7 protein-coding genes are annotated in these 7019 nt (G+C 56.7%); 5 read left to right on the forward strand and 2 right to left on the reverse strand.

Annotation, left to right across the window (positions count from 1 at the left end):
• The first annotated feature begins 30 nt into the window (after window positions 1-30).
• From hemE to V2S86_RS24930, 5 genes are all read left to right on the forward strand, one after another.
• Window positions 31-1095: a uroporphyrinogen decarboxylase gene (hemE, locus tag V2S86_RS24910; RefSeq protein ID WP_330764582.1), complete on the forward strand. Its 1065-nt coding sequence runs from the start codon at window positions 31-33 to the stop codon at window positions 1093-1095.
• Between the two features lie 9 nt (window positions 1096-1104).
• Complete coding sequence (gene nfi, locus V2S86_RS24915; protein WP_330764579.1) at window positions 1105-1791, forward strand: deoxyribonuclease V; 687 nt, start codon at window positions 1105-1107, stop codon at window positions 1789-1791.
• Window positions 1792-1839: 48 nt separating this feature from the next.
• Complete coding sequence (locus V2S86_RS24920; RefSeq protein WP_004953973.1) at window positions 1840-2430, forward strand: YjaG family protein; 591 nt, start codon at window positions 1840-1842, stop codon at window positions 2428-2430.
• A 189-nt stretch (window positions 2431-2619) separates the two neighbouring features.
• Window positions 2620-2892: a nucleoid-associated protein HU-alpha gene (gene hupA, locus V2S86_RS24925; protein ID WP_012004757.1), complete on the forward strand. Its 273-nt coding sequence runs from the start codon at window positions 2620-2622 to the stop codon at window positions 2890-2892.
• 36 nt (window positions 2893-2928) lie between these two features.
• Complete coding sequence (locus tag V2S86_RS24930; protein WP_330764580.1) at window positions 2929-3600, forward strand: DUF1481 domain-containing protein; 672 nt, start codon at window positions 2929-2931, stop codon at window positions 3598-3600.
• A 52-nt stretch (window positions 3601-3652) separates the two neighbouring features.
• On the opposite strand, the gene purD is transcribed toward V2S86_RS24930, so the two are convergent.
• Window positions 3653-4936, reverse strand: coding sequence for a phosphoribosylamine--glycine ligase (gene purD, locus V2S86_RS24935; RefSeq protein ID WP_330764581.1), 1284 nt, complete (start codon window positions 4934-4936; stop codon window positions 3653-3655).
• A gap of 54 nt (window positions 4937-4990) precedes the next feature.
• Entirely contained in the window at window positions 4991-6580 is a 1590-nt protein-coding gene (gene purH / locus V2S86_RS24940) for a bifunctional phosphoribosylaminoimidazolecarboxamide formyltransferase/IMP cyclohydrolase (protein ID WP_311995472.1), read from the reverse strand.
• Between the last annotated feature and the right edge of the window lie 439 nt (window positions 6581-7019).

Below are 7019 nucleotides of genomic sequence, written 5' to 3' on the forward strand. Positions count from 1 at the left end.
ATAACGGCAGATGAATAAGGGAGCCCTATGATGAATGAGTTGAAGAACGATCGTTACCTGCGCGCGCTGCAACGTATGCCGGTGGATGTGACCCCCGTATGGATGATGCGTCAGGCCGGTCGTTATTTGCCGGAGTACAAAGCCACCCGCGCTCAAGCCGGCGATTTCATGTCGCTGTGCAAGAACGCGGAGTTGGCCTGTGAGGTTACGCTGCAACCGCTGCGCCGCTATGCGCTGGATGCCGCCATTCTGTTCTCCGATATCCTCACCATTCCCGATGCCATGGGGCTGGGCCTGTATTTCGAAGCCGGTGAAGGCCCGCGCTTCTCTTCGCCCATCACCAGCCGTGCCGACGTGGACAAACTGCCGGCGTTCGATCCGGAAGTGGAACTGGGCTATGTGATGAACGCGGTACGCACCATCCGTCGCGAACTGAAAGGCGAAGTGCCGCTGATTGGCTTCTCCGGCAGCCCGTGGACGCTGGCGACCTATATGGTGGAAGGTGGCAGCAGCAAGGCCTTTACCAAGTTGAAAAAAATGATGTACGCCGAGCCGGCCACGCTGCATTTGCTGCTGGATAAGCTGGCGGACAGCGTCATTTTGTATCTTAACGCCCAGATTAAAGCCGGCGCGCAGTCGGTGATGATCTTCGATACCTGGGGTGGCGTGCTGACTGGCCGCGACTATCGCGAATTCTCGCTGCATTACATGCACAAGATTGTCGACGGGTTGCTGCGTGAAAACGACGGCCGCCGCGTGCCGGTCACGTTATTCACCAAAGGCGGCGGCCAGTGGCTGGAAGCGATGGCGGCGACCGGTTGCGACGCGCTGGGCCTGGACTGGACTACCGATATCGCGGATGCGCGCCGTCGCGTAGGCGACAAAGTGGCGCTGCAGGGGAATATGGATCCGTCCATGCTGTACGCATCGCCTGAACGCATCGGCCAGGAAGTGGAAACCATTCTTGCCGGTTTCGGCCACGGCGAAGGCCACGTGTTCAATCTGGGCCACGGCATTCATCTGGACGTACCGCCAGAAAACGCGGGCGTCTTTGTGGAGGCCGTTCACGCTCAATCGGCGAAATATCATCGCTAAGGACGAAATGTGATTGATACCCAAGCCCTGCGCGCAGAGCAGTTGCAGCGCGCGTCTGAAGTCATTCGCCACGATGATTTTCTGGTCGATACACCGGCGTTTATCGCCGGTGCCGATGTGGGTTTCGAGCAGGAAGGGTCGGTGACGCGAGCCGCCATCGCCATCCTGCGGTATCCGTCGCTGGAACTGGTTGAATACCAGATTGCCCGTGTGGCGACTACCATGCCCTATATTCCGGGGTTTCTTTCATTCCGCGAATATCCCGCGTTGCTTGCCGCGTGGGAACGGCTGCAACAGAAGCCGGACCTGGTTTTTGTCGACGGTCATGGCATCTCGCATCCGCGCCGTCTGGGCGTCGCCAGCCACTTTGGGTTGTTGGTCAATGTGCCGACCATCGGCGTGGCGAAGAAGCGTCTGTGCGGTAAATTCGCTCCTCTGGATGCCGCGGCCGGTGCGCTGGCGCCGCTGGAGGATAAAGGCGAACAGCTTGGCTGGGTGTGGCGCAGCAAGGCGCGCTGCAACCCGTTGTTTATCGCCACCGGCCACCGTGTAAGCGCCGACAGCGCCTTGGCCTGGGTACAGCGCTGCATGGCGGGTTACCGTTTACCTGAACCCACGCGCTGGGCCGATGCCATCGCCTCGCGCCGGCCGGCCTTCCAGCGCTGGCTGCAACAGCATCCAGAGGTGTCGCAATGATCGATTTCGGGTACACTGCGGCGCAGATAACGCGTAAGAGAGTGAACAATGCTACGTAACCCGATTCATTTACGTCTGGAAAAGCTTGAAAGCTGGCAACATTTGACCTTTATGGCCAGTTTGTGCGAGCGTATGTATCCGAATTACCAGATGTTCTGCCTGCAGACCGAGTTCGGCGATCCGGCCATTTACCGTCGTATTCTGGATTTGGTGTGGGAAACTCTGGTGGTGAAGGATGCCAAGGTCAACTTTGACAGCCAGCTGGAGAAGTTGGAAGAGGCAATACCTTCGGCAGAAGATTACGATCTTTACGGCGTTTACCCGGCGATTGACGCCTGTATCGCATTAGGGGAACTGATCCATTCGCGGCTCAGCGGGGAGACGCTGGAGCACGCCATTGCCATTAGCGAAACGTCAATTCGTACCGTGGCGATGTTGGAAATGACTCAGGCCGGTAAAGAAATGACCGACGATGAGTTGAAGGTTTTGCCTGCGGTAGAGGAAGAATGGGACATTCAATGGGAGATTTTCCGCCTGTTGGCTGACTGTGAAGAGCGCGATTTAGAGCTGATCAAAGGGTTGCGTTCGGACCTCCGCGAGGCCGCGGTAAGTAATATCGGGATAAATTTAACGCAATAAGGCAAGAAAACGTGATTTAACGCCTGATTTGTCATGCCTTAAGGCTTCACATCCGCACCCTGTCTGGTCTACATTTGGGGGGCGTAAAAAAAGTGGCTATCGGTGCGTGTATGCAGGAGGGTGCTGTCAATCGGCATATCCGTCGCACTCGATGCTTTGCAAACGATAAACACACTGTAAGGATAACTTATGAACAAGACTCAACTGATTGATGTAATCGCGGACAAGGCTGACCTTTCCAAAGCACAAGCTAAACTGGCTCTGGAATCTACCCTGGCTGCTATTACTGAGTCTCTGAAAGAAGGTGATGCAGTACAATTGGTTGGTTTCGGTACTTTCAAAGTGAACCATCGTAACGAGCGCACCGGCCGCAACCCACAGACTGGTAAAGAAATCAAAATCGCAGCTGCCAACGTGCCTGCGTTCGTTTCTGGTAAAGCACTGAAAGACGCAGTTAAGTAATACTGCGTGTTGGTGAAAAGATTAAACAGGGGGGCGATGGCGCCCCTTTTGTTTGTCCGTCAGGCGTTGCTGGCCATTGGCATTGCCGGTGGCCTGAGCGCCTGCAGCAGTCATTCCGATCCTCCCACCTTTACTGCCAGCGGCTACGTGGCTGACCAAGGCGTTATGCGTTTGTGGCGTAAAGACGACGACCAGCAACGTCCACAGGTGTTGATGAGTGTCTATAGCCCCTATCGCGGGCCAGGTACGGTCACCACAGTGTACGAATACCAGAGCGGCGAACTGCGCCAAATTAAGCGCACTGATGCCGATCGCGATCAAGACTCTATTCAATTACGCTTTGCCGATGACGGGACGGTGAGCTTTATGCAGCGCCAACTGGCGACGCGACGTGAGCAACTGACCGGCGATGAGATCGCTTTGTATCAATATCAGGCGCGGCGAGTCCTTGAACTGAGCGATGCGTTGCGCGCCGGTAAGGTGAAGCTAATACAGGGGCGTTGGCAACAAGGCGTGGTGCAAACCTGTGATGGGCAATCAATCAAGCCCGGGCTGGATAATAATGCAGAAGCCTGGATCGCGCGGCGGGCCCGCAACAGCAACCAGCCGGTGAATATAGCCTGGTTGGATGCACCGGAAGGGCGCGAACTGCTGCTGGTGGCGAACGACGATTTTTGCCGCTGGGAACCTAAAGAAGAGACGTTATAAAAAAGGGCTCTGCATACAGAACCCTGCGTTTGACTGTGGTGCGACGTTCAGATCATTTGCCTCGGGCAATTGCCCGATAGCCAATATCGTTGCGACAGAAACTGCCCTGCCACTGAATGCCTTTCGCCAACTGGTATGCGCGTTGTTGCGCTTCCGCCACCGTTGTACCCAGCGCTGTCACGCACAGCACGCGGCCACCGTTAGTGACTACCTCATCCCCCTGCATGCGCGTGCCGGCATGGAACACTTTGCCGTCGGCGCTTTCCTGCTGCGGCAAGCCCTGAATCACGTCACCGTTGCTGTAGTCGCCCGGATATCCACCGGCTGCCAGCACCACTCCCAAGGCTGGGCGCTCGTCCCACTCGGAAGTTTTCTCATTCAACTTGCCTTCCGCACCGGCCAGACAGAGTTCAACCAGATCGGAGCGCAGACGCAGCATGATGGGTTGAGTTTCCGGATCGCCAAAGCGGCAGTTGAACTCAATCACTTTCGGTTGACCCTCTGCAGAGATCATCAGCCCGGCATACAGGAAACCGACGTAGGTATTCCCTTCCGCGGCCATGCCGCGTACCGTTGGCCAAATGACTTGGTCCATGGCTCGCTGGTGGATTTCATCAGTGACTACCGGAGCTGGGGAATAAGCACCCATGCCGCCGGTATTAGGGCCGGTATCGCCATCGCCAACACGTTTGTGATCCTGGCTGGTGGCCATCGGTACCACGTTCTCGCCGTCGACCATCACGATAAAACTGGCTTCTTCACCCTCTAGGAACTCTTCCACCACGATACGGTGGCCGGCGTCACCAAAAGCGTTGCCGGCCAGCATGTCCTGCACTGCGTCTTCCGCTTCCTGCAGCGTCATGGCAACGATGACGCCTTTACCGGCGGCAAGACCATCGGCTTTGATGACGATGGGTGCGCCTTTACTGCGTACATAAGCCAGCGCCGGCTCAACTTCGGTAAAGTTCTGGTACTCGGCGCTTGGAATGTTATGACGCGCCAGGAAGTCTTTGGTAAAGGCTTTAGAGCCTTCCAACTGAGCGGCTGCCTGAGACGGGCCAAAGATTTTCAGGCCGGCGGCCTGGAAGGCGTCAACCACGCCGATCACCAGCGGCGCTTCCGGCCCAACGATGGTCAGACCGATGTCATGGCTTTGTGCAAAGGCAACCAGCGCCGGAATATCGGTAGCGGAGATCGCTATGTTTGTAAGGTTTGGTTCCAGCGCAGTACCGGCGTTGCCCGGTGCGACGTAAACTTTGTCGGCCAGCGGTGACTGAGCGGCTTTCCATGCCAGCGCATGTTCACGCCCGCCGTTGCCGATAATTAAAATGTTCATCAGGTACTCCATGCAGAGCGTGCGCCGTAGCGCACGCGGCAAAAGGAAAAGGGATTAATGGCGGAAGTGGCGCATGTCGGTGAAGATCATCGCAATGCCGTGCTCGTTGGCGGCGGCAATCACTTCGTCGTCGCGGATCGAACCGCCAGGCTGGATCACGCAGGTGATGCCAACCGCCGCTGCCGCATCGATGCCGTCACGGAACGGGAAGAAGGCGTCGGACGCCATGGCGGAACCTTTCACCTCAAGCCCTTCGTCTGCCGCTTTGATCCCGGCGATTTTGGCGGAGTAAACGCGGCTCATCTGGCCGGCGCCTATGCCGATGGTCATGTTGTCACGTGCATAAACGATGGCGTTGGATTTCACGAATTTGGCCACTTTCCAGCAGAACAGCGCATCACGCAGTTCCTGAGCGCTTGGCTGACGTTCGGACACCACGCGCAGATCGCCTTCGTTCACCATACCCAGATCGCGATCCTGCACCAACAGGCCGCCGTTGACGCGTTTGAAGTCCAGAGCGGCAACGCGCTGTTGCCATTGACCGCAGGCCAGAACGCGAACGTTCTGCTTGGCGGCCAGCAGAGAGCGGGCTTCCTGGCTGATGCTCGGGGCAATGATCACCTCCACGAACTGGCGGCTAATGATGGCTTGCGCGGTGGCGGCATCCAGTTCACGGTTGAAGGCGATGATACCGCCGAAAGCCGAAGTTGGGTCGGTCTGATAGGCGCGCTCGTAGGCCGCCAGAATATCATCGCCGATTGCGACACCGCATGGATTGGCGTGCTTGACGATCACGCAGGCCGGCTCGGCGAACTCTTTGACGCACTCCAGGGCGGCGTCGGTATCGGCGATGTTGTTATAGGAGAGCGCTTTGCCCTGCAGCTGGTCAGCGGTAGCGACAGAAGCTTCCTGAACGTTCTCTTCTATATAGAAGGCCGCTTGCTGGTGGCTGTTTTCGCCGTAGCGCATATCCTGTTTCTTGATGTAGTTAAGGTTCAGGGTGCGTGGGAACCGGCCGGCAGGTTGTTCGGTATCACCGTGATAGGCCGGAACCAGTGCGCCGAAGTAGTTGGCGATCATGCTGTCGTAGGCGGCGGTATGCTCGAAGGCTTTAATCGCCAGATCGAAACGGGTGGCGTATTGCAGCGAGCCATCGTTGTTATCCATCTCGGTAATGATGGCGGCGTAGTCACCGCTCTTCACCACGATGGCGACGTCTTTATGGTTCTTGGCTGCGGAGCGCACCATGGTCGGGCCGCCGATATCGATATTCTCGACGGCGTCTTCCAGCGAGCAATCCGGGCGCGCGACTGTCTGGGCGAACGGATAAAGGTTAACGACCACCATGTCGATCGGCTTGATGTCGTGCTGGCCCATGATCGCATCGTCCTGACCGCGACGGCCCAGAATGCCGCCGTGTACTTTGGGATGCAGGGTCTTGACTCGTCCGTCCATCATTTCCGGGAAACCGGTGTAGTCGGAAACTTCGGTAACAGGCAGGCCGGCATCTGCCAGCAAGCGGGCGGTGCCGCCGGTGGAGAGTAGTTCGACGCCACGCTGGGAAAGCGCTTCGGCGAATTCAACGATACCGGCTTTGTCGGAGACGCTGAGCAGAGCCCGGCGGATTGGACGAGGTTGTTGCATGGTTTTATCCCTTGGCTTTGGAGTCGCAATAAAGAGCGTTACGTGAATTTCCACCTGCTTCTCTCTATAAGGAAAGAATTTTCTCTCTATAGAGGAGCAATCGGGCACAGATTCAGGTAACGACCTTATAAAAGAGGGAGCGTTTCGTCGCGAGGAATTGTAGCGAAAACGTTTGCGCGGTGCTCGTAAATTTTCCGCGCAAATGGGTTCTGTGGATAAAGTTGTGCACAACAGGGTATAAGGACGGGTTTTGCTGTGGAATGCAGCAAACGATCGTTTTTGTCGAAAATACCTGTTGCGGCCTGCGAGGAACTCCCTATAATGCGCCTCCATCGACACGGAACATGTGAACAACTTCACAGAGTCTCCGGGGTTCGAAGAGAAAAATCCTGAAAATTAGGGTTGACTCTGAAAGAGGAAAGCGTAATATACGCCACCT

Origin of the sequence: Serratia sp. C2(1), from assembly GCF_036352655.1 — a bacterium.
GTDB lineage: Bacteria > Pseudomonadota > Gammaproteobacteria > Enterobacterales > Enterobacteriaceae > Serratia > Serratia inhibens.